The organism is Pseudomonas sp. CFBP 8758 (genome assembly GCF_014841725.1).
In the GTDB taxonomy this organism is placed as follows: Bacteria; Pseudomonadota; Gammaproteobacteria; order Pseudomonadales; family Pseudomonadaceae; genus Aquipseudomonas; species Aquipseudomonas baltica.
Map to the genome: position 1 here is coordinate 378,251 of NZ_JACYUK010000003.1, position 19,624 is coordinate 397,874.

Below are 19,624 nucleotides of genomic sequence, written 5' to 3' on the forward strand. Positions count from 1 at the left end.
CTGAACGCGCCCAGATGACGGTGCTGCGTATTCCCAAGAGCAATCTGCGCGAACGCGGGCTCAGGCATTCCCTGCCCAGGCCGGTGATTACCGATTCGAGCTCGGCCGACACGCGCGCCGCCCGCGCCCTCATTCACTGCATCGCACAGCAACAAGTAGCGCCCAGCCCCGTGATTCGCGATCTGATGGGTCGACAACTGCTGGAGTTGATCGACGCGTTACTAGGTGCTCCGGGGGACAAGGCCACTTCGCGCAGTGCGGAAGTCGTACTGCTGCGGGCCCGCCGCTACATCCACACATGCCTGGCGCACACTGGGCTGGATACTTCGGCGATCGCCGCCGCCGCGCACGTATCGGTCAAGCACCTGCAACACGTGTTCAGAAGCCAGGGCACTACCGTCATGGGTCATGTCTGGCACGTTCGCCTGCAGCACGCGCAGCGCTTGCTGAGCGCCAGACAGACGCTCACCCCCAGCGCTCAGGAAGTCGCCTGGCAATGCGGATTCGCGACCGCCGCCCACTTCAGCCGCGCCTACCGCGCCGAGTTCGGCATTTGCCCCTCGCAGGTCCGAGCCAGTACTCGCTGAACGCCTTTACCTTCGGCCTGCATTCTTCAAACGCATTGAAAAGCGCCTCACGGACAAGCAGCAAGCGCCTCTTGGGTAACGGGTCGGGGTTCTTCACGCCCTAGAATCGGTCGTGTCTTCGCAGACAGATTGTTTCCCGGCGGCTATGTCAGCGTCCTTGGTTGTACACCTGCACCTCCTTGCAATGGCTGGCAATGTCGTTCGTTGTCACCCGCTTGAGGGGTGTTCAAAGGCACCTACATGAACAGCTATACAAGCGCTATGCACACCGCAGACTTCTCGCGTCGTGTCGAACACAATCAACGTCAGTTGAAGGCCAGGCTGGCTGAGACCTATGACTACATCGTCTGTGGCTCGGGTACGTCCGGATCGGTGGTTGCCCGCCGCCTGGCGGAGAACCTCGACATCAGAGTATTGCTGATCGAGGCCGGTGGCACGGACGAGGTGCCCAGTGTCACCGATGCCAGCCAGTGGTTCGTCAACCTGGGCGGCGAACGCGATTGGCAGTTTCAGGCACAACCGAACCCGCATCTCCATGATCGAGCCATTCCCCTGTCCATGGGCAAGGTGCTCGGCGGGGGTGCATCGATCAACGTCATGGTCTGGTCGCGCGGTCACAGCAGCGACTGGGACTATTTTGCCAGGGAGGCTGATGATCCAGCCTGGAACTACGCTTCGGCTCTGGCAACCTTTCGACGTATCGAAGACTGGCAAGGCGCACCGGATCCGCTGAGGCGCGGCACGGGAGGGCCGGTTTTCGTCCAGCCTGCGCCAGACCCCAATCCGGTTGCACCGGCCATGCTGCGCGCCGCCGCATCGCTTGGCCTGCCGGTCTACGACGATCAGAACGGCGCCATGATGGAGGGGCCCGGAGGCGCCGCGTTGGCCAATCTGTGCCTGGACGACGGCCGTCGCCGTTCGATCTTTCGCAGCTATGTGTACCCCTTGATGGCTCAGCCCAACCTGACCGTGCTGACTCATACTCATGTGCTGCGGGTGTTGCTGGACGGTAAGCGGGCGGTGGGGGTGGAGGTGCTTCACGAGGGCAAAGTCATCAGGTTGGGGGCTCGACATGAGGTCGTGCTGTCTCTGGGCGCCATCAATACACCCAAGGTCCTGATGCTCTCCGGAATCGGCGACACGCGGCAGTTGAACGCGCAAGGTATCGATGTAGTTCAGAACCTTCCGGGTGTCGGTCAGAACTATCAGGACCACATCATGGTTTCCGGATGCATCTGGGAATATCAGCACCCCCAGCCACCGCGTAACAATGCCGGCGAGTCGACGTTCTTCTGGAAAAGCGATCCATCCCTGGATGTCCCGGACATCCAGACCTTTCTCGCTCAAATCCCCATAGCCACGCCCGAGGCCCAGGCCATGTTCCAGCCACCTGCGGCTGCGTGGTCGCTGCTACCTGGGCTGGTGCGGCCCAAAAGCCGGGGCGCGATCACCCTGGCGAGTGCCAATCCCATGGATGCGCCGCTCATCGACAGTGCCGCGCTGTCGGATCCCGAAGACCTGCAGGCCCTGGTACGGGCAGTCGAGTTTTGTCGCGAACTCGGCAACAGTTCGGCAATGGCACCGTTTGTACGGCGCGAAGTCATGCCGGGGGCCATGAGCCGCAAGGCGCTGGAGTCATTCGTGCGCAATACGGCCTCGACCGTCTGGCACCAGTCCTGTACGGCGAAGATGGGCAGGGATGCCATGTCCGTAGTGGATTCACAGTTGCGGGTCTACGGCATCAGCGGCCTGAGGGTGGCAGACGCCTCGATCATGCCGCGGGTGACCACGGGAAACACCATGGCGCCTTGCGTGATCATCGGAGAACGCTTGGGCAGTTTGCTGACCCAGACCGCGGAAGCCGAGCGCGAGACGGCAAGCGCCCGACCCATGGGTCGGGCGTTTGCCGTTCAGAGGGAGAGAGCCGTCGATTGACGGCCTGTGCGGCCTAGCCGAGGCAGCACTTCAGTCAGGCGAGTGATTCAAACGGTAACGTGCAGGCGAACCTCGATATTGCCGCGCGTGGCATTGGAGTACGGGCACACCTGGTGGGCAGCTTCGACCAACGCCTGGGCATCGGCCTGCTCCAGACCTGGCAGGTTGATGTTCAGGTCGATGTCCAGGCCGAACCCGCCCGGAATCTGGCCGATGCCCACCTGGGCAGTGATCGACGTGTCGGCCGGGATGCTGCGTTTGTTCTGGCCGGCGACGAATTTCAGTGCACCGATGAAGCAGGCTGAGTAGCCGGCAGCGAACAGTTGCTCGGGGTTGGTGGCTTCGCCACCGGCGCCGCCCAGTTCTTTCGGCGTGGCCAGCGCCACGTCGAGAATCTTGTCGCTGGAAACGGCACGGCCATCACGGCCACCGGTGGCAGTTGCGGTTGCGGTATAGAGAACGTTCATGGCTTTTTCCCATCGATGGCTGGAGGAGGTGCCGTCAGCCATGCATTCGCACGCTGACTGGCTGGGCTCAATCTATCGCGCTAATATTTAGTGCGCAAGATATATTTCGTGATGATGTCGTTTGCGTTGTGACGCTGGCTGCCAGGTGCCATGCCCGAAACTCGGCATGTCGCCGTTCAGTCGGATTTCCGTTCGCCAGGCTCGTCAGCGATATCGCCGCACTCACGGCCAATGCTCGCATTCAGGCTATCCCACAGCGCCATTATCTGATCGACCGCGGTGTCCAGCCTTGCAGCCGGCACACCGTCGCGCGCCAGGGTCGACAAGCCAAGCATGAAACTGTCGAACGTGGTGGCGAGCACTTCGGGGATCACCGTCTTCGTTAGTTCGCCAGTGCTGACGGCTCGCTCGACACACGCCACCAGACCGGCCCGGTTCACGTTTCTCGTACGCGCCAATGGCTCGGATATCGCCTTGCTTTCCTCGGAACATGCGCTCATGAGGCCCAACGCGACCAGGCACCCTCTGGGATGACCGGGCTCGCATTGCATTTTCGCCGAGCGGCGCAGGGTGAGCTCGATCGCCTTACGCGGCGGGAGGGTCGTATCGAACAGGCTTTCGGTGACTCGACCATGGGTGTCGAGATAACGCTCGATCACCTCATGGAACAGCGCCTGCTTGGAGCCGAAAGCGGCGTAGAAACTGGGCGCACTGATGCCGCCTCCGATTCTGGCCTTGAGCTGGCTCAACGAGGTGGCGTCGTAGCCATGCTCCCAGAACAGATGCATCGCTTGGGTGATTGCGGCATCACGGTCGAACGTACGCGGGCGTCCCATCTGTGCCATGTCGAGTCTCCTTCTGCAAGACTTAAATACTAACCGATACATAAGTCGTTGACCACTTCACGCTATCGCCTTATATTTATACCGATCAGTATATAAATCGAAGGGAGGAAGGCATGACCACATATGAGCGACACAGCGAAAAGCTTCCGCTTGGCGCATTGCTGGCTTTGGCGATGACCGGTTTCATCTGCATCGTCACCGAGACATTGCCGGCCGGATTGCTGCCGCAGATCAGCAGCGGCCTGGACGTCTCGCCATCACTGGCAGGGCAGATGGTCACCGTCTATGCATTGGGTTCGCTGCTGGCGGCCATTCCGCTGACCATCGCCACCCAAAGCTGGCGACGCAGAACGGTGCTGTTGATGACGATCGTAGGGTTTCTGTTGTTCAATTCCATCACTGCATGGTCTTCCAACTATGAGCTGACCCTGGTGGCCAGATTTTTCGCGGGCGTCTCCGCGGGGCTGGCCTGGAGTTTGATCGCTGGCTACGCTCGACGCATGGTGGTACCGCGACTGCAGGGCCGTGCGCTGGCGGTGGCGATGATCGGAACGCCGATTGCCTTGTCGCTGGGCGTGCCCCTGGGGACCTGGCTGGGCGGTTTCATGGGTTGGCGCATGGCCTTTGGATTGATGTCCGGGATGACCTTGGTATTGATCGTCTGGGTGCTGATTAAAGTGCCCGACTACCCGGGGCATTCGTCCTCGCAGCGGATGGCGTTGCGCGAGGTCTTTTCCACACCGGGCGTGCGCCCGGTGCTGGGCGTGGTGTTCACCTGGATGCTGGCGCACAACATTCTCTATACCTATGTCGCACCTTTTGTTTCCAAGGCCGGGCTGGCGAATGACGTGGATCTGGTCTTGCTGTCCTTTGGTGTGGCAGCGCTGGTGGGCATCTGGGCCACGGGACGGCTGGTCGAAGATCATCTACGAAGAACAGTCCTGGTCAGTTTGGCCACCTTTGCGGCGGTCGCGGTCTTTCTCGGCGTGTTCTCGGCGTCGGCGTTGGCCATCTATGTCGGCGTTGCGATCTGGGGGCTGACGTTCGGTGGTGCCGCGACGCTGTTGCAAACAGCGCTGGCCGACTCGGCAGGCAGAGGCGCTGACGTCGCGCTGTCGATGAATGTCGTGGTGTGGAACAGTGCGATAGCGGGCGGCGGGTTACTGGGTGGCGTGTTGCTGGGCCACTGGGGCGTGAGTTCCTTTCCCTGGGTGTTGCTGGTGCTGGTATTGATCAGTCTGGGCATCGCCGCGCAGGCTCGGGTGCATGGCTTCGTTGGAGGAACCAGGGCGTCTGGCCAGATGGTCAGTGGTCACTGATGCACGGGCTGGGCGAGCAGGGGGCGCCGCGCCTTGAACGCCCCTGTGACCTGGCGCTCCGAGCTCAGGGCTTCAAGGCAGCGCTGACGGACTGTGCAATCGGTGTCGTGGGGCGCCCCAACAGTTGGCTCAACTGCCGGTTGCCGTCGTACAGATCGCCTTTGGCTGCCGCTGCATCCGAGTCAGCCAGCATCGCCGCCAATTCATCGGGTAATCCAATGCTGACGAGGGCCTCTTTATACTGCGCCTGCGGCAAGTCGTTATAGGCAACCGCCTTACCCGATTGCTGCGCCACTTCTGCGGCCAACTCAGTCAAGGTGTAGCTGTCGTCGCCGGCCAGTTCGTAGATCTTGCCGGCCTGGCCGTCTTGGGTCAGCACACTCGCGGCGGCCTCGGCGTAGTCCGCCCGAGCCGCCGAGGAGATTCGACCTTCCTTTGCGCTGCCCAGGATCACGCCATGCTCGACAGCCGATGCAACGCTGGCGGTGTAGTTTTCGTTGTACCAGCCATTTCGCAAAAGCACATGGCTCAAAACGGATTCGGCCAGTGCCTGTTCGGTATCGCGATGCTCCGCTGCCAATCCCAATGTCGATGTGTCTGCGTGCAGCAAGCTGGTGTAGGCCAACAATGCCACGCCTTCTGCCTGCGCGGCGGCGATAACGGCGCGGTGTTGTGCACGGCGCTGTCCAACCTCGCTGGAGGAGATCAGCAACAGGCGGTCAACACCTCTCAACGCGCTGGCCAGGGTTTCAGGCTTGTTGTAATCCGCCGCTCGGATCTCGATGCCTTTGGCGCGCAGATCGGCTGCCTTTGCCGGGTCGCGTACCAGCGCGATCAGCTCGGCGGGATTGACGGTTTTCAGCAGCGAGTCGAGGACCAGGCGGCCCAGTTGGCCATTTGCACCGGTAATAGCAATCATGGAAGCACCTTCGTTCGGGTTAGAGACCGACCGATGCTAGAATATAAGCTTACGAAAAGTAAGTACATACATAAAGGTAAGTGCAATGGTTGATCTCGAATCCGCTTCCCATACGTTCTCCGAGAAAGTCCGCCGCGGTGAAGTGCTGCAGGCCGATTGTCCGTCTCGGGAAATCCTCCAGCACATGACCAGTCGATGGGGCGTTCTGGTAATGGTGGTCTTGTTGGGAGGCACGCATCGATTCAGCGAACTGCGGCGCAAGATCGGCGGCGTCAGCGAGAAGATGCTCGCCCATACGCTGCAACGGCTGGAAGGGGATGGACTGGTGCTGCGCGTGGCCCGGCCAGTGGTGCCACCGTATGTCGAGTACAGCCTGACGCCACTGGGGACGGCGGCGGCTGCGAAACTGGAGATCGTCGTTGATTGGATCGAGGACAATCTGTCTGCGATCCTGGCGTTCAGGCGAGCGCACGAACCGGGTGATGAAGGCCAGGCATGACTTCGGGCAGGCCCTATGAGCTCTGGGTGTCGACCTCAAGCTCGGTCAGCAAGCCTGACATCGCCTCCCTGAGTCGTTCTTCATTGCGCCGGTAGTAGGTCCACTTGCCAACCTTGCTGGCCTCGACGAACCCTTGGTCGAGCAAGGCCTTGAGGCAGATCGAGGTGGCCGGCTGCGAGAGGCCGGCCTTGTCCTGAATCAGGCTGGCACAGACGCCATGCACACTGAAATCGTACAGCTGGCTGTAGCCTTCGAACGAGCGATGGGGGTCCTTGAGCCAGGTCAGAACGGCCCGTCGCGTAGGGCTGGATAGAACCTTGAGTGCCTCGTTCAATGCCGTCATTTCGCTGCCTGACCCTTTTGACCGGCGGGAGTGATCCCGCCGAGGAGTGGCTATTTTAGGGCGTCGCGAAGGGATAGTCGACGTAACCTGTCTCACCGCCGCCGTAAAGCGTGGCGTAGTCGACGGGATTGAGCGGCAGGCCCTGTTCGAATCGCTTCGGCAGATCTGGGTTGGCGATGAACGTGCGACCGAAACCGAACAGGTCGCCATGGCCGTCGGCAAGCACGCGCTCGGCCTTTTCCTGAGTGTAGCAACCCGAGTACATGATCGGCCGGGTGAACGTCTCGCGCAGCGCCTTGCGAAACGACTCGGGCAGTTCCGGGGCGTTGTCCCAGTCGGCCTCGGCAATGGACAGGTAACCGATACCCAGCTCATTCAACATGGCCGCTGCCTGGATGTAGGTAGCCTGCGGGTCGCTTTCTACCAGGCCCAGGTAGACGCGTTCCTCAGCGGTTGTCTCGAACAGCGGCGCAAAACGTACGCCGACACGCTCGCTGCCGAACACCGAGATCACCGCTTCGGTGACCTCGCGCAAGAAGCGCAGGCGATTGTCCAGCGAACCTCCGTATTCATCGGTGCGAAGGTTGGTATGTTCCGAGATGAACTGATTGAGCAGGTAGCCATTGGCCGAATGCAGTTCGACGCCGTCGAACCCCGCTTCCCTGGCGTTGACTGCCGCGACGCGATACAACTCGACCAGCGCCTGGACCTCCGCAGTTTCCAGGGCCCTGGGCATGCTCGGGTCGGCCAGCGCACCGGCGTCAGGACCGGTTTCGATGAAGACCTTCACGGCCGTTGCGCGAATGGCGGAGGGGGCGACGGGGGGCTGGTTGTCAGGTTGCAGGCTGTCATGAGACACGCGCCCGACATGCCACAGCTGACAGAAAATCACTCCGCCTTGTTCATGGACGGCCTGGGTGACCTGCTGCCAGCCAGCGATCTGTTCCTGGCTGTAGATGCCTGGTGTCCAGGCATAGCCCTGGCCACGCGGCTCTATCTGAGTGCCCTCGGTAATCATGAACCCGGCACTGGCGCGCTGCCGGTAATAGTCAGTCATCAAGGCATTGGGCACGTCCCCGGGCTGGGTACTTCTGGACCGCGTGAGCGGGGGCAGGGCAATCCGGTTCTTGAGGGTCAGGCCACCGAGTGTGAGGGAGGTGAACAGGCTGGAGTCGATCATTTCAGTTCCGTAGGACAACGAGAGTAGCTTCACATTAACACATTCGAATGTGTTTATGTGATGCGTATCGATATCCATGAGAAGCACGCGCTAGCTCGCCTTGGATGCAACCCCAGGCACCTGCGCGCGCGTGACCAGCGCGATACCGACACACACCAGCACCAGGGCTGCCAAATTCTTCCATTCGAAAATGCTCTCGCCGAGGAACACCGCCGACAGCGCGGCCCCGAACACCGGCACCAGGAACGCGAACACACTGACCCTGCCGACGGGGTTGTATTTGAGGAGCAGGCTCCACAGCGTGAACGCCACCGCTGACAGCAGGGCCAGGTAGATGAGTAGCAGGGTCGATGTGGCTGTCATGTGACCCAGGGTTCCGCCGGTCGTGTACCCGCCCACAAGCAATGCCAGGCCACCAATGGCCAGCTGCCAACCCGTCATCACCATCGCATCCATACGGTGGGAGACATATTTGCCATAGATGGACGCCGCCGACAGCACGAAAGCGGCGATCACGATGAAGCCCTCCCCGTGCACGGACGGCAAGGCATCGAGCGGACCCGCGCCGGCGTTCACCGTCAATACGCCGGCAAATCCGAGCAGGCAGCCCACGCTCTTGCGCGTGGACAGTTTGTCGTTGTGGTAGACGAAGTGCGCCAGCAGCACGCTGAAGAAGGTGGTGGTGGCATTCAGAATCGACGCGCGGACGCCCGTCGTGTAGGCCAGGCCAATGTAGAAGAACACGTATTGCAGCCCCGTTTGCACCAGGCCCAGCAGGGCCACCTGGCCAAATGTGCGTGGGCTCAGGCGCAAGACAGGTTTGCCCATCATGACCGCCAGCAGCAACAGGCACAGGCCGGCCAGGAGGAAACGATAACCTGCGAAAATCAGCTTGGATGGCACGTCGTTCGGGGCAATCTGCAGCAACTCGTAGCCGTTCTTGATCGCCGGGTAGGAGCTGCCCCAAAGGGCGCAACACAGGGTAGCCAAAAGCAATACGGTTCTGGGGTCGGAAAGAAACTGCGACACGGGACGCGTGGCGGATGCGTTCATGGGTGGCTCGTCATAGGGTAGAAGGAAGGGCGTCGCCGCACATGCCTGTCTGTGCGGCTGGGTAGGGTTTGGCTACTGGGGAGCCTGTAGCGAGACCAGCCCGGTTGCTACGAGGTGAAAGTCGTTCCACGCGTGTTCACGAACAGCGAGTAGATCGAATGACTGCTGGCCATGAACAGTCGGTTGCCTTCCCGTCCGCCAAAGCACAGGTTTGCGCAGCGTTCTGGCAGCGAAATGTGTCCGATCGCCTTGCCTTGGGGGTTGAACACGCGCACGCCGTCCAGTTTTTCCAGGTCGGCCTTGGGATCGCCATTGCCGCCCCAGCCGCACCACAGGTTGCCTTCTTCATCACATTCGATTCCGTCGATGGCGGCGTAGTCGAGCCCCTCGATATGCTTGCGGCGCTCGCCCAGGGTGCCGTCGTCCTTGACCGCAATGGCCCAGACCAGGCGGTTGGGTTTGGCCCGGCCTTCGACGACGTACAGGGTTTTTTCATCGGGGGAGAAGCACAGGCCGTTGGGGCCATCGAGGTTGTCGATGACCCGAGTGACCTTGCCACTGTCGCCGTCGATGCGGTAAACGCCATGGGGTTGAACCGGCGTGACCTTGTGGCCTTCGTAGTTGTTGTGGGTCTGAAAAGGCGGGTCGGTGAACCAGATCGAGCCGTCGCTTCTACAGACGATATCGTTGGGCGAGTTGAAGGGCTTGCCATCGTAGCTGTCGGCCAGCACGGTGAGCGTTCCGTTGTATTCGGTGCGCGTGACCCGGCGACCCTCGGCAGTGGTGGTCGACCCTTCGCAGACCAGCAAACGCCCTTGGCGATCGCGGCACATGCCATTGGAAAAGTTGGCGTGCTCGCGGTACACGGAGAAGCCCTCGGTGACTTCGTCCCAGCGCATGATGCGATTATTGGGAATGTCACTGACCAGCAAGTAGCGGCCATCGCCCACCCAGACCGGGCCTTCTGCCCACCGCATGCCGGTGGCGAGCTTTTCCACGCTGGCGTTGAACACACGCAACGCCATGAAGCTATCGTCGAGGGCGTGAACCAACGGGTCGGGGTAGCGCGAGCTCAGTGGTTCGGCGGCATCCGACAGTTGGGGCAGGGCGGCGGCGCCCATTGTCGCCAGCGAGGCAGAGACGGCGAGGGACTTATGCAGGAAGCTGCGGCGGGTGTTGCCTTGAGCAGTGCGTTCAGGCAAGGCGGACAAGGTCGAGTCCATGTAGCGATCTCCGTGATCTTGTTTTTTTTGGAGATGCAGTAATACCGCGTGATAAGACATCGTACAAGTTTGTATGAGCTATGCCGGTAGTGCGCCGGTGCAGCCTCGCCTCACATCCGATGCTGAGCAAGCAAAAAATCCACGAATACCCGCAACCTGCAGCATCAATCCGCCCGATACCGCAACGCCTCGACCAGCAACGCAAACGCCGGCGACGCTTGCCTGCGGCTTGGGTAATACAAGTGGTACCCCGGGTGCCAGGGGCACCAGTCTTCGAGTACGACCTGCAGTTGCCCGCTGGCAATGTAGGGCGCAGCCATGTCGTCTGGAATGAAGCTCAAGCCGAACCCGTCCAGGGCGGCGTCGAGCAGTTGGTACGCGCCGTTGTAGATGACCTGTCCAGACACCCGCACGTTGAGGGTTTCATCGTCCTTTTCGAACTCCCACGCATACAGTCCGCCGTGAGTGGGCAGGCGCAGGTTGTTGCACAGATGGTTGGGCAGGCAGCGCGGTGTGACCGGGCGCTCGCGTCCGGCGAAGTAGGCCGGTGAACCCACCACGAGCATGCGCATGTCGGGACCGATGCGCGTGGCGATCATGCCATCGGCGACGGCCTCGCCCAGTCTCACGCCGGCGTCGAAGCCCTGGGCCGCGATGTCGACGAAGTTGTACTCGCAACACACTTCTATCGAAATGTCGGGGTACCTGGGCAGGAAGGTTTTCAGCACCGGGCGCAAAACCAGTTCCAGAGCATGGTCCACGGCGTTGATGCGGATGTTACCGGCGGGACGGTCGCGCAGTTCGCTGAGTGCCGCCAGCGCAACTTCGATATCGGCGAAACTGGGGCCAACCGTGCTGATCAATCGCTGGCCAGCCTCGGTGGGGGATACGCTGCGGGTCGTGCGCGTCAGCAGTCGCAAGCCCAGGCGCGCTTCCAGGGCTCGCACCGTGTGGCTGAGCGCAGACTGCGAAACGCCAAGCTTGCCGGCGGCCTTGGTAAAGCTGCGCTCCTTGGCAACCGCGAGGAAGGCAAGAAGATCGTTGGCATTGTCGCGAAGCATTCATGAGTCCAGTTCATTTATCCATGCTGATTATAGTGGCTAATCAGACGGACATCTAACGGGTAGATTGGAGTTCTTCGGCAAAGCACAGGAAGATTCTTGGTGAAATCACTCGCAGCCGCCGCGCTCTCATTGTCCTTGTTAACGTTTGAAAGCAAAGGAGCCCAGCCCATGAATGGCACTCACTCCCTCAATGTCACCGTAACGCCCGCAGGCTCGCAGCCGTCCGCGGTCGGGCCCGCCGAGTACTTTACCGGCAAGGTTCGGGTCGATGCCCCATTCAAAGGCACCGACGGCGCTCGCATCGGCGGCGCCACGGTCACTTTCGAGCCCGGCCCGCGTACCGCCTGGCACACCCACCCGCTGGGCCAGACGCTGATCGTGACCGCAGGTGCCGGCTACGTTCAGCAGGAGGGCCAGGGCCGCCAGCTGATTCGCCCCGGTGATACCGTGTGGATTCCTCCCCAGGTGAAACACTGGCACGGCGCACGGCCCGATACTGGCATGAGCCATATCGCCATTGCCGAGGCACTGGACGGCAAGGTGGTGGATTGGCTGGAGCAGGTCAGCGATGCGGAGTACGGCCAGGCGCAGTGAGGCCAATGTCCAGCGTGCATTGGCAACAATCGCCCGTGCACCGAACGGCTGCTGACTGCAAACCCGACTTGCTATAAAATCGATGCCAAAGTGCCATGCCGTTCGACGCTCAGTCGACCACCGGACAGCGGCACGTCTTTGCTCTGACAGGGCACATCGATAGCAAAGGCGGGGAGCCTTGGTATGCCGCTCAGTCGCCAGGAGTTGGGGAGAAGTTTCGCGCGCCGTATCTACGGGCCGCGCTCGATAGGGTGCCTGCTCAGTGCGCTCTTCATCGGTGCAGTGTTGCTGGATCAGCCCGGCACGCTCACGTGGGTATGGGCAGCGATGTTGGCCAACCTCGTGGCCTGGCCCACCGGTGCGTACCTGCTCGCACGCAATGCCTCGGATCCCTTCGCTGCCGAACAGCGCAACCTCATGCTGGACGCCCTGTTCGCCGGCGGCTGGGCAGGGCTGATGGCGTTCAACCTGCTGCCGTCGGTGCTGCTGCTTGCCATGGTAGCCATGAACGCGATGGCCGCAGGCGGTTGGCGCCTGTTACGGGCCAGCGTTGCGCTGCAGGTTGTGGGTGTGCTTATGGCGCTGAGCCTGAATAGGTTCGAGTTGTCGATGGCGACCACGGCGCTGCAGCAACTGGCCTGTCTGCCGATGCTGATCATCTACCCGCTGATCGTGGCCCGCGCCAGCTACGGCGTTTCGGTGCAACTGGCAGTGCACAAGAAGGCCTTCAAGCTCATCAGTAAACTGGACGGCATGACCCGCCTGCTCCATCACGCTTCGTGGAGGGAAAAGCTGGACGAAATCTTTCCTCGCTGCAGGAGGGGCGAGGTAATGGCGATGCTGGCCTTGATCGACATCGACAACTTCAAGCGCATCAACGATGAGCACGGTCATCTGGTGGGCGATGCCATCATCGGCCGCCTGGCCAACCTGCTGCGTTCAGGGCTGGGGACCTCTGCAGTGCCGGGACGCTACGGCGGCGACGAGTTCTGTTTGCTGCTGTTCGATGTCAGCGTCGCGGAAGCGACCCGGCAGTTGGACGACATTCGCCAACGATTCGCCGACTGGGCTGACCTGACCGTGCCCGTAAAAGTGACCCTGAGCATTGGCCTGGTGCCTTACTCCCATGAATATGCCAGCGAACGAGATTGGATAAAGGCCACGGACGAAGCACTATACCGAGCCAAGCGCAGTGGCAAGAATCGGCTTTGTGTGCAGCCGTGGCCGGCCAGCGTTGAGGGCTGATGGCTGCAGCGGGGTCGTACCTACTCGGCCCCCACCGCAAACTCGGGAAGCACATACTCCTGCAGTTCCGCAATCACCTCCAGCGCCGGGCGCCGTGTTGGCTTGAGGTTCAAGGCAACATGGTTGACGCCGGCATCGCGTTGGCGCGCGAAGAAGGCCTTGAGGGCATGACGGCCGCCGCGCAGCACTCGACCGGTCTGCAACGGTGCGTTGGCATCGGTATCCAGGTCGAACATCGCGCCATAGCCGAACGGTACGAAACCACGCGACGCGGTCACTTCACGCCAGTGCGGCACCACCTCCGACATACGCTGGGCATCGCCATGCCAGATCCAGGCGTCGACGTGTTCGCCCAGCCACTCCAGGCTCTGGCCGGCACGGCCAATGGCGATGATGGGGATGCGTGACGCCGCAGGCTTGGGCACCAGGTCGATATCGCCGCGCAGATGGCCGAAGTGTTCGGTTTTCAAGCGCGGGAAGGACACCGAGGTCAGGGTCTTGATCAAGGCCACCGCTTCGCGATAGCGCTCCACGCGCGTGGCGAAGTCGACCCCGAAGGCCGGGTACTCGGTTGGCCGGTCACCGGAAGCCATGCCGGCCAGAAAACGGCCGCCCAACAGTTGGTCGGCGGTGGTGATCTGCTTGGCGGTGATGACCGGCTCGCGCAGGGGCGTAACGAACCCGGCCGTGCTGATTGCGATCCGTTTAGTGAGCGCGGCCAGCCAGCCGGCGTACACCAGTGGGTCGAGCACCTGGCCGGTGTCGCCGAACGACGGGTCGTAGAACGGCACATCGCGCAGCCACAAGGCTGCAGCGTCACTGCGGTCGAGGCTTTGTACGATCTCGGCCTGATCGGACAAATCCGGAAAGGGGCTGTCGGGGTAGCCACTGGCCGGGGAAATGAAACCAATGGTCAATTGACCGTGTTGGAAGGTGCGGCTGAACGCGTCGTGGCCAGCCAGGTCGTGCGATTGATTGTCCTGATTCACAGTGCCTGCCCCAAGATCCAAGAGATGACACCAGTCTAACGCTCGGCCTGATGCCTGTTTCCGACCTTTTGGATCGACACTGATGAATAACTTTCCTCAATCGGCGCTGAAAATCGACCCGAGATACACTGATGCCAAAGAGACATCACCTGCTCTGTAAAGTTCAAAACCTTTACAGAAATAAATATATGTACAACTTTCTGTAAAGTTCTTTGGATCGCTACCGATACGCACGTTTGACCACAGAACAATTGTGCGCAGCCACATGGGCCGAACAGAGCCCAGGCGTCGGAGAAATGGACCGTTCTCACCCCAAGACCCATTACGAACCGTCCCATTTCGGGCTGTGAGAACCTCATGAACATCCTTGCTCCTGCCGTAGCACTGGCCAACCGATTACGCTTTCCGACGAAATTTGCAGTACTGGCCATCATCGTCCTGATTCCCCTGGCGCTGCTGGGCACCCGTTTCATCATTCAAATCAACGACAGCCTCGCGGTCATCCGTTCGGAGCAAGCAGGCCAGCGTTACCTGCTGGACGTCACGCCCGTCTTGCGCTTGTCCATGCTCCAGCGCGCCTTGAGCAATCGTCTGCTCAGCGGCGATTCGACTGCGCAAGCCGATGTACTGGCCAACCAGGCGAAGCTGGAGGACGCATTCTCGAAGCTGGCCGCCACGGACCGCGAGTTCAACGAGCCACTGGAAACCGGTGACCGCGTGCAGGATCTGCACGCAGCAGCCACGCGGCTGATGGCGCAGGCCAAGCCGGGCGCCGACCAGAGCGGCGTGTTCGACGCGTGGAACGACCAACTCACCGAGACGTTGAATTTTGTCTACTACGTGTCGGCCACGTCGGGGATGGTGCTGGATGAGGATTACGCATCGCTGTTCATGATCGACCAGAGCACCTTGCGCCTGCCCCGCCAGATCAACATCGTCGGGCAACTGCGTGGGCTCGCCAGCGGCCTGCGTGAAGGGCAGGTGTTGAGCCCGGCTACGCGCGGCGTGATCAAGTCGATGCTCAAGAACGAACTGCTGATCCACAAGGAACTGCAGCAAAGCCTGGCCTTGCTGCGTCGCCGTGAGCCTGCGCTCGCCGATCGGATCCAGGCACCCATCAGCAGCGCTTTCGCAAGCCTTGAGGGCTTCCGTGCGGACCTCGAGGCAGTGACGTCCTCTACCAGCGATACACTGGGCAACGTGCAGAACGTACCCGCCAAGGGCAATGCAGTGGTGGCTGAGTTGTACAAGGCCCAGGACACCCTGCAGGTGGAGTTGCTCAATCGGCTGCAACACCGTGTCGAGGAGAAGAATGCCCAACGCCAGTTCATCATTGGCATGTTCGCGCTCGTCGGCTTGCTGCTGGTGTACGTATTCTGCGGCATCTACAGCGCCATGCGCCGCACCATTCAGGATGTTCTGTTGGCCACCCGGCTCATTGCCCAGGGCGACCTGAGCACGCGCGTGCAGGTCCGCGGCAAGGATGAAATGGCCGACGTAGGCAACAGCCTGAATCATATGGTGCAGGCTTTCAGTGCTTCGCTGGCTCAGGTCGAGCGCAGTTCGCAGTCGGTTTCCGAGGCCGCCACGCGCATGGGTGTGTCCATCGACCGCGCCAAACGCTCGATGAATACCCAGCAGAGCGAAACCGAACAGGTGGCCACGGCCATCAACGAAATGACCACCAGCGTTGCCGATGTCGCGCAGAACACCGAAGGTGCTGCCCACGCGGCCGAACAGGCCAGCCAGTCTTCCCATGCCGGGTTGGCGCAGATGCACGAAACCAAGGTCACCATCGAGGCCTTGGCCGACGAAGTGGCGCGCAGCGCGCAGAAGGTCTCGGCGCTTGCCCAGCACAGCCAGCAGATCGGTGGGGTCATCGAAGTGATCCGCAACATTGCCGACCAGACCAACCTGCTGGCCTTGAACGCCGCCATCGAAGCCGCCCGTGCGGGTGAGCAGGGCCGCGGCTTCGCGGTGGTCGCCGACGAGGTGCGGACCTTGGCATCGCGTACGCAAAACTCCACCGAAGAGATCCGCCGCATCATCCAGGAACTGCAATTGGCCACCGCGGCTGCCGTCGAGCAAATGAAGGCTGGCAAGCAGCGCGCCCAGGAATGCCTGCAGTCCGCGGATGCGGCCTCGACCAGCCTGGATGCCATCAGCGATGGCGTCGAGCAGATCGTCGGCATGAACACCCAGATCGCCAGCGCGGCCGTCCAGCAGCATGCCGTGTCGGAGGACATCAATCGCAACGTGACCGAGATTCGCAATGGCAGCCTAGCGTTGATGGAAGGTATCGAAGACAACGCCGTGACCGCAGAAGAGCTCTCGTTGCTGGCGACGGAGCTGCGCACCGTGGTGGCGCGGTTCAAGCTATAGGAAGGCGCGCCGGGGAGCGCCGATCAGTGCCCAGGGGCAGATCGGCGCGCTGTGGTCTATCAGCGCTGACGGTCGCAGCGCTACAGGGATGCAGCCAGCTTGGTGGCCGCATCCAGAGCGGCATTAAAGCTGGCCTCGGCCGTTGCGGCATCGCCCAGCGTCGCTTCCGACTCCACCGTGTCGATGGCTGGAATGCCGACCATCCGTGCCCAGGTCCTGAGGAATGCAACCTGATGGTCGTAATCCTCGGTGGGATAGTCCTCGCCCAGCACCACTCCGCGGGTGGCGAGTACCACCACCTTCTTGCCCTTGAGCAGGCCGCACATGCCCTGTTCATCGAAATCGAACAGCACGCCGCGCTGTGACACCGAGTCGATCAGGTGCTTGAGACGGTAGGGCACACCGAAATTCCACATCGGCACACTGAAGACAATTACATCGGCGCGATGGAAGCGCTCGCCCAACGCGTGGATCTGTTTCCACACGGCTGCCTGTTCGGCAGTCATTTCCACGCCTTCGAGGTCGGCGTACTTGGCATTCAACGCAGGGCCGTCGAAAGGCAGCAGATCGGTGGTCCACACATCCAGCACGTCGACGGTGGCGTCAGGCTGATGGGAGGCGACGGTTTCCAGGTAGCGTGCGGCCAGTTTCAGCGAGGCGGAACGCTCGCCACGCGGAGAGCTGGCAATGTGAAGAATATGCATACAGGGGTTTCCTATGTGGCGCAGCTGCGCGGGGTTTCGATTTAGTCCTGTGCGCGAGCGCCGATGTTCAATTCTGCAAAGCGTACCGTCGGCAGTGCTCCAGGTACCCTTGCTCATGACTGCCCACCAGATGAACCACGCTGGACCACAGCCAGGACGGCGCGTCCAGCGTGTTCGAGCGATTGGTCTGTAGCTCGCGCATCCAGTCAGCCCTGGTCGAAAGGTCCATCTGCCGGGCGTGAGCGGCGCCCACGACCCTGGCCAGGTAACTCGCCGCGCGCATGGCCTCGGTTTCGCTCAACTGGTCGAGCTCAAGCTTCATGTCCTGAGGCAGCAGTTCACGAATGAAGAAGCCATGGTCGAGCATCCGCGTGGCCAGCATCCGATTGCCTAGGCCCGGAGACAGATGCCGGGCGCCTTCGACCACGCGCCGGCCGTTATCGCGCGGCATGCCTGCGCGAACCGTGCGCGGTGCTGCGGCAGCGACCGCTTCCTTGACGTCCAGGAGACACAGTTCCTGGTCATCGTCGTCGCCCACGCCGAGCAGCACGGCATAGCGCTTGAGGCCCAGGGAGCTGCAACCCTTGACCCAATAAGCCGAATCCAGCAACTCGACACTGTCACTCCCCGAGCGGCCCTTGAGGGACGTGACCAGGGCATGGATCTCGTCGGTGGCGCACAAGGTCTTGATGGCGCTGCGCTCGGTTTTGGAGAGCGCCCAGAAATGCTTGCCCAACGGAATCGTCGGACGCATGTCTTCGATGCGTTCCTGCGCCAGATGCTTCCACGTACGCTGCACAGCGCTGCGCATGCCAGCCTTGACCTGCGCGGGACGCTGCGGCTGTTCTTCCTGGTTGTTCTCGAAGGCTTGCTCGTAGCCCACCATCATCTCTTCGAGCATGCGCGCGGTGGCCACGCCGGGCAGGTCCGAGCCGCGAGCGGCGGTCGCCAGCGACAAGCCGAGCCGGACCAGGTCGTGGACAGGGTTGCCGATCACCGTCTGGTCCAGGTCGCGGATATGGATGTCGATGCGACCCTTCAAATCGCCGGTCGGCCCGAGGTTGCCGGCGTGACAGTCGCCACAGATCCACACCGGCGGCCCACTGGGCAAGCGCCGACCGGACTGGGACTGCAGCCATTCATAGAATTGCACGGTGCTGCCGCGCACATAGGCATGCGCGGATCGGGCCATCTTCAAATTGCGCAGTTGCTCGAGGGGTTCCAGGCGTGCGGCAGGACGGGGCGTTTTCATGGAATAGTCTTTGGGGGAAAGACTATGGAGTGGTTATCCGAGGTGCATGTTTCAAAATGTTTCTAGTTTTTTATCCGGGCAAAAACACGACGAGAGGAGCATATGGCTTTGGCAGACGCTGAGCCGTTCTATGCCGGCAGGTAGCGGGCCACCGGCGCAGATGGGTGCAGGGTTCATCCAATACGCGTGGGCTTGGATTCCTCGATGAATACATCTGGCTTGGTATGGAAGCGCTGTGCCAGCGCATAGGCCATCTTGTGGCTGATGGGGCGCGTCCCGGCCAGCACCTTTGACACCACATGCTTATCGCCAATTTCGGGCAAATCCGAACCGGTAAGCCCCAGCATCTCCATGAAGTCACGCAACAGCTGCACGGCAGTGCTGGTGGGTTTCAAATGGGCGTTGATGGCCTCGAACTGCTGCGAATCACGCTCGTAATTCAGAAGCGCATCCTCGAGCTCGACCAGTACCTGCTCTTCATACTTGTTCAGGGTGTGGCCATCAGTCAGCTCGTCGAGCAACGCAGACGCACGCGCGTATTCAGCGGGGCTATGGATGCCGCCAACGAACGACTCACGTAGCTGCTCAACCAATACTTGAAGGCTTTCCAAGGCAGCACGGATGCTTTGAGGATCTTGAAGTACGGTGGTCATGGTTTCGCCCCTTGGTTGTTTCTGGCATACCAGTTATTTGCAGCGTCATATTCAGCATGGGTATAGATGTGTTTGACGTAGAGCTTTTGCCGCTTGTAATTGACGCCTGCGATCAATCTCAATTGGTTGCCGCCGATATCGATCACAACCCACCCCACCTGTGCCCGGGGCTTGAATAGATCCAACCGGCTCACAAACAGGTCTGCCAGATCGTTGTAACAGCTGGGTTCCAATGCACACAGAATTCGATAGCAGGCTTTGAGGGCAGTGGCGCAGGTAGGGTGCCTACGGCATGCGTCGTCAAATCGATCCTTCTTCAGGACATCCATATGTTTTCCTGGCGTTTATCATCATGATACGCCAGTTGTCAT

Annotated in this window: 20 protein-coding genes; 7 read left to right on the forward strand and 13 right to left on the reverse strand. The window is 61.2% G+C overall.

What is annotated here, in order from left to right; translation table 11 throughout:
• The first annotated feature begins 14 nt into the window (after positions 1 to 14).
• Both IFT75_RS21410 and IFT75_RS08620 read left to right on the forward strand, forming a co-directional pair.
• Positions 15 to 587 carry a helix-turn-helix domain-containing protein gene (locus IFT75_RS21410; RefSeq protein WP_244652722.1) on the forward strand — a complete coding sequence of 191 codons (573 nt, stop codon included), beginning with the start codon at positions 15 to 17 and terminating at the stop codon, positions 585 to 587.
• Between the two features lie 240 nt (positions 588 to 827).
• Positions 828 to 2,522, forward strand: a complete 1,695-nt coding sequence (locus IFT75_RS08620) for a GMC family oxidoreductase (RefSeq protein ID WP_192054304.1) — start codon at positions 828 to 830, stop codon at positions 2,520 to 2,522.
• A gap of 47 nt (positions 2,523 to 2,569) precedes the next feature.
• Here the strand turns inward: IFT75_RS08620 and IFT75_RS08625 are convergent, their stop codons facing one another.
• Positions 2,570 to 2,989 carry an organic hydroperoxide resistance protein gene (locus IFT75_RS08625; protein ID WP_192054306.1) on the reverse strand — a complete coding sequence of 140 codons (420 nt, stop codon included), beginning with the start codon at positions 2,987 to 2,989 and terminating at the stop codon, positions 2,570 to 2,572.
• A 176-nt stretch (positions 2,990 to 3,165) separates the two neighbouring features.
• On the reverse strand, positions 3,166 to 3,834 hold the full coding sequence (locus tag IFT75_RS08630) for a TetR/AcrR family transcriptional regulator (protein ID WP_122796775.1): 669 nt from the start codon (positions 3,832 to 3,834) through the stop codon (positions 3,166 to 3,168).
• A gap of 113 nt (positions 3,835 to 3,947) precedes the next feature.
• On the opposite strand from IFT75_RS08630, the gene IFT75_RS08635 reads away from it, so the two are divergent.
• Complete coding sequence (locus IFT75_RS08635; RefSeq protein ID WP_192054308.1) at positions 3,948 to 5,153, forward strand: MFS transporter; 1,206 nt, start codon at positions 3,948 to 3,950, stop codon at positions 5,151 to 5,153.
• Positions 5,154 to 5,217: 64 nt separating this feature from the next.
• On the opposite strand, the gene IFT75_RS08640 is transcribed toward IFT75_RS08635, so the two are convergent.
• The gene (locus IFT75_RS08640) at positions 5,218 to 6,072 is read right to left on the reverse strand and encodes an SDR family oxidoreductase (RefSeq protein WP_192054310.1); all 855 of its coding nucleotides are present in this window, start codon (positions 6,070 to 6,072) and stop codon (positions 5,218 to 5,220) included.
• Between the two features lie 85 nt (positions 6,073 to 6,157).
• Between IFT75_RS08640 and IFT75_RS08645 the strand changes: the two genes are divergently transcribed.
• Positions 6,158 to 6,571, forward strand: coding sequence for a winged helix-turn-helix transcriptional regulator (locus tag IFT75_RS08645; protein ID WP_122796772.1), 414 nt, complete (start codon positions 6,158 to 6,160; stop codon positions 6,569 to 6,571).
• A gap of 13 nt (positions 6,572 to 6,584) precedes the next feature.
• On the opposite strand, the gene IFT75_RS08650 is transcribed toward IFT75_RS08645, so the two are convergent.
• The 5 genes from IFT75_RS08650 to IFT75_RS08670 all read right to left on the reverse strand — a co-directional run bounded on the left by IFT75_RS08650 (position 6,585) and on the right by IFT75_RS08670 (position 11,431).
• Positions 6,585 to 6,914: an ArsR/SmtB family transcription factor gene (locus IFT75_RS08650; protein ID WP_192054312.1), complete on the reverse strand. Its 330-nt coding sequence runs from the start codon at positions 6,912 to 6,914 to the stop codon at positions 6,585 to 6,587.
• A gap of 55 nt (positions 6,915 to 6,969) precedes the next feature.
• Positions 6,970 to 8,094: an alkene reductase gene (locus IFT75_RS08655; RefSeq protein WP_192054314.1), complete on the reverse strand. Its 1,125-nt coding sequence runs from the start codon at positions 8,092 to 8,094 to the stop codon at positions 6,970 to 6,972.
• 90 nt (positions 8,095 to 8,184) lie between these two features.
• A complete protein-coding gene (locus tag IFT75_RS08660; protein ID WP_192054316.1) occupies positions 8,185 to 9,147 on the reverse strand; it encodes a DMT family transporter in 963 nt (320 codons plus the stop codon).
• Between the two features lie 107 nt (positions 9,148 to 9,254).
• Positions 9,255 to 10,370: an SMP-30/gluconolactonase/LRE family protein gene (locus tag IFT75_RS08665; protein WP_192054318.1), complete on the reverse strand. Its 1,116-nt coding sequence runs from the start codon at positions 10,368 to 10,370 to the stop codon at positions 9,255 to 9,257.
• A 164-nt stretch (positions 10,371 to 10,534) separates the two neighbouring features.
• Positions 10,535 to 11,431: a LysR family transcriptional regulator gene (locus IFT75_RS08670; RefSeq protein ID WP_192054320.1), complete on the reverse strand. Its 897-nt coding sequence runs from the start codon at positions 11,429 to 11,431 to the stop codon at positions 10,535 to 10,537.
• A 102-nt stretch (positions 11,432 to 11,533) separates the two neighbouring features.
• Between IFT75_RS08670 and IFT75_RS08675 the strand changes: the two genes are divergently transcribed.
• Both IFT75_RS08675 and IFT75_RS08680 read left to right on the forward strand, forming a co-directional pair.
• The gene (locus tag IFT75_RS08675; RefSeq protein ID WP_446731060.1) at positions 11,534 to 12,028 is read left to right on the forward strand and encodes a (R)-mandelonitrile lyase; all 495 of its coding nucleotides are present in this window, start codon (positions 11,534 to 11,536) and stop codon (positions 12,026 to 12,028) included.
• Positions 12,029 to 12,211: 183 nt separating this feature from the next.
• Complete coding sequence (locus tag IFT75_RS08680) at positions 12,212 to 13,273, forward strand: diguanylate cyclase (protein ID WP_192054324.1); 1,062 nt, start codon at positions 12,212 to 12,214, stop codon at positions 13,271 to 13,273.
• 20 nt (positions 13,274 to 13,293) lie between these two features.
• On the opposite strand, the gene IFT75_RS08685 is transcribed toward IFT75_RS08680, so the two are convergent.
• Positions 13,294 to 14,262 carry a TIGR03571 family LLM class oxidoreductase gene (locus IFT75_RS08685; protein ID WP_192054326.1) on the reverse strand — a complete coding sequence of 323 codons (969 nt, stop codon included), beginning with the start codon at positions 14,260 to 14,262 and terminating at the stop codon, positions 13,294 to 13,296.
• Positions 14,263 to 14,619: 357 nt separating this feature from the next.
• Between IFT75_RS08685 and IFT75_RS08690 the strand changes: the two genes are divergently transcribed.
• The gene (locus IFT75_RS08690; RefSeq protein ID WP_192054328.1) at positions 14,620 to 16,644 is read left to right on the forward strand and encodes a methyl-accepting chemotaxis protein; all 2,025 of its coding nucleotides are present in this window, start codon (positions 14,620 to 14,622) and stop codon (positions 16,642 to 16,644) included.
• 80 nt (positions 16,645 to 16,724) lie between these two features.
• Here IFT75_RS08690 and IFT75_RS08695 read toward each other — a convergent pair whose 3' ends face one another.
• From IFT75_RS08695 to IFT75_RS08710, 4 genes are all read right to left on the reverse strand, one after another.
• Positions 16,725 to 17,348: an FMN-dependent NADH-azoreductase gene (locus IFT75_RS08695; protein WP_122712882.1), complete on the reverse strand. Its 624-nt coding sequence runs from the start codon at positions 17,346 to 17,348 to the stop codon at positions 16,725 to 16,727.
• A gap of 67 nt (positions 17,349 to 17,415) precedes the next feature.
• Entirely contained in the window at positions 17,416 to 18,600 is a 1,185-nt protein-coding gene (locus IFT75_RS08700) for a DUF2252 domain-containing protein (protein ID WP_122478626.1), read from the reverse strand.
• 173 nt (positions 18,601 to 18,773) lie between these two features.
• On the reverse strand, positions 18,774 to 19,253 hold the full coding sequence (locus IFT75_RS08705) for a helix-turn-helix domain-containing protein (RefSeq protein WP_122478625.1): 480 nt from the start codon (positions 19,251 to 19,253) through the stop codon (positions 18,774 to 18,776).
• Entirely contained in the window at positions 19,250 to 19,582 is a 333-nt protein-coding gene (locus tag IFT75_RS08710) for a type II toxin-antitoxin system HigB family toxin (RefSeq protein ID WP_192054330.1), read from the reverse strand. The genes IFT75_RS08705 and IFT75_RS08710 overlap by 4 nt, the downstream gene beginning before the upstream one ends.
• Between the last annotated feature and the right edge of the window lie 42 nt (positions 19,583 to 19,624).